Genomic DNA, 1,675 nt, shown 5'->3' with positions numbered 1-1,675 from the left:
CAGATGTCATTCCATTTGTACCACTTATCCAGTCATACAAATGGAATCTTATCCATGGCATTGCATTAGACATGCGCGCCCCCTTCTTTCTTTAAATATAAAATTGCCAAAGCATCTGCTTCGTTGTCATCTTCAGGCGCATGCCCTTTGGAACATATCGCCCAGCCAGTCTTGATACCTAGATCAAGACAGAGAATGGTTTGTGCATGCGTGATCATAATCCCCCCTTAAGGCTGTTGCGTATTTATCTGCACGCCATGATGACGCGTAATCTATTAATTTGATCTCTTTATTTTTGCCTGTTTAAGAGTGTGAATGCTGCTGTTGATGTTCATCATTATCTGTAGGAGCAGCAATATGAGAAGATATTACTGTTTGTGATGCATTTGCTGTACTAATTTTCTCCACCAGATGAAGCGTATCTTTTCTTCGTTTTGTCATTGGACGAACAACTCTATGGGATTTACTCCCATAATTATGTAGGAACCAATCTAGTGTAACCCAAGATAGACCCTTGGCTTTAGACAACTGAATAATTATATTCCAGTATTTTGGAGAAATACTATTGCGATCACGCATTTTACGCGCAGCCTCATAGCTACAACCAATTTCTTTTGCAAATTGGCGTATAGATCCCCAAGATTCAATCAAACTTTTGACATAAAAATCATTAACCATGACACGAACAGTACATTACGTACAATTTTAAATCAAGATAAAATCGTACACAATGAATTAAAAAAATAGTGGATAATGTACAAATGACTTATTTGCCAAAAGATAGACTTAAAATAGCGCGTAAGAATGCTGGATACGCAACACCAAGCGAAGCTGCGCGCGCTATACCAGCTCTTAATCAAAATACCCTAATTAGTCACGAAAATGGAAATCGTGGTATTTCGCGCCAAATAGCCGAGCTCTATGGACAAGTATTTAATGTAGATCCGGGGTGGATTTTGTATGGCGAGTCTCCTCAAGAAAATCCTAACCTCAATATAAGTATTCCTGTCGTTTCATGGATTAGCGCTGGAGAATTAAGCGAGCAAGATGGGATAATGGATTTTTCAGATTATCCTATGACAGAGGCTGTTAATCTTCCTGCCGGTGAATGGATTGCTTTACGTGTAGATGGCGCATCTATGAATAAAATTAGCCCTCCAGATTCTATAATATTTGTAAATATGCGAGACAAAAAACTTGTGCCTAATGCCTGCTATGTAATTGCAGATGAATCTGGACAAGCGACATATAAACGATACAGACCTAATGATGATCCTCCTTTTCAGCCTGCGTCATACGACAAAACAATAAAGGCTCCAAAACTTGAAGGCGCTATCTCTATAATAGGTCGTGTACGGCGCACTATTCTTGATATGTAAACAAAATACGATTCTCTGTTCACGTTATCGATTAGATTGCCATCAACAGATTGAAGCAAGTTTGCTTGATTTTTATCAGTAAACAGCAAACTTTTGATTCTCTAAATTATGCCGTGATTCGTCATTTTTTTATTTTTTTAAAAAAATAGTACATTATGTACTTGACTATCTTTAGTGCATAATGTACTAATATATTTCATAAACTACGCACAAACAATTGCCAAGAGGCGTTAGGGAGGAGAAATTATGGAAAATCCAATTCTTATAAATTCTGATGAAATTTTATTAGTTGTCTA

At 37.2% G+C, this 1,675-nt stretch carries 3 protein-coding genes; 1 reads left to right on the top strand and 2 read right to left on the bottom strand.

Features of this window, described 5'->3' with window-relative positions:
• Positions 1-65 precede the first annotated feature (65 nt).
• Both ACFIK6_RS09705 and ACFIK6_RS09700 read right to left on the bottom strand, forming a co-directional pair.
• Positions 66-218: a hypothetical protein gene (locus ACFIK6_RS09705; protein WP_375642727.1), complete on the bottom strand. Its 153-nt coding sequence runs from the start codon at positions 216-218 to the stop codon at positions 66-68.
• An 85-nt stretch (positions 219-303) separates the two neighbouring features.
• Positions 304-678: a hypothetical protein gene (locus ACFIK6_RS09700; protein WP_375677598.1), complete on the bottom strand. Its 375-nt coding sequence runs from the start codon at positions 676-678 to the stop codon at positions 304-306.
• 83 nt (positions 679-761) lie between these two features.
• Between ACFIK6_RS09700 and ACFIK6_RS09695 the strand changes: the two genes are divergently transcribed.
• Positions 762-1,379, top strand: a complete 618-nt coding sequence (locus ACFIK6_RS09695; protein WP_012754749.1) for a S24 family peptidase — start codon at positions 762-764, stop codon at positions 1,377-1,379.
• Positions 1,380-1,675: the final 296 nt, after the last annotated feature.

Origin of the sequence: Bartonella sp. AS69XJJH (genome assembly GCF_042195585.1) — a bacterium.
Classification (GTDB): Bacteria; Pseudomonadota; Alphaproteobacteria; order Rhizobiales; family Rhizobiaceae; genus Bartonella.
Note: the sequence above shows the minus strand (reverse complement) of the source record. Positions and strands in the feature narration are given on the sequence as shown.

Excerpts from the sequence above, each read along its gene's own strand:
- ACFIK6_RS09705 (WP_375642727.1), bottom strand. The coding sequence starts at position 218 with ATGATCACGCATGCACAAACCATTCTCTGTCTTGATCTAGGTATCAAG.
- ACFIK6_RS09700 (WP_375677598.1), bottom strand. The coding sequence starts at position 678 with ATGGTTAATGATTTTTATGTCAAAAGTTTGATTGAATCTTGGGGATCT.
- ACFIK6_RS09695 (WP_012754749.1), top strand. The coding sequence starts at position 762 with ATGACTTATTTGCCAAAAGATAGACTTAAAATAGCGCGTAAGAATGCT.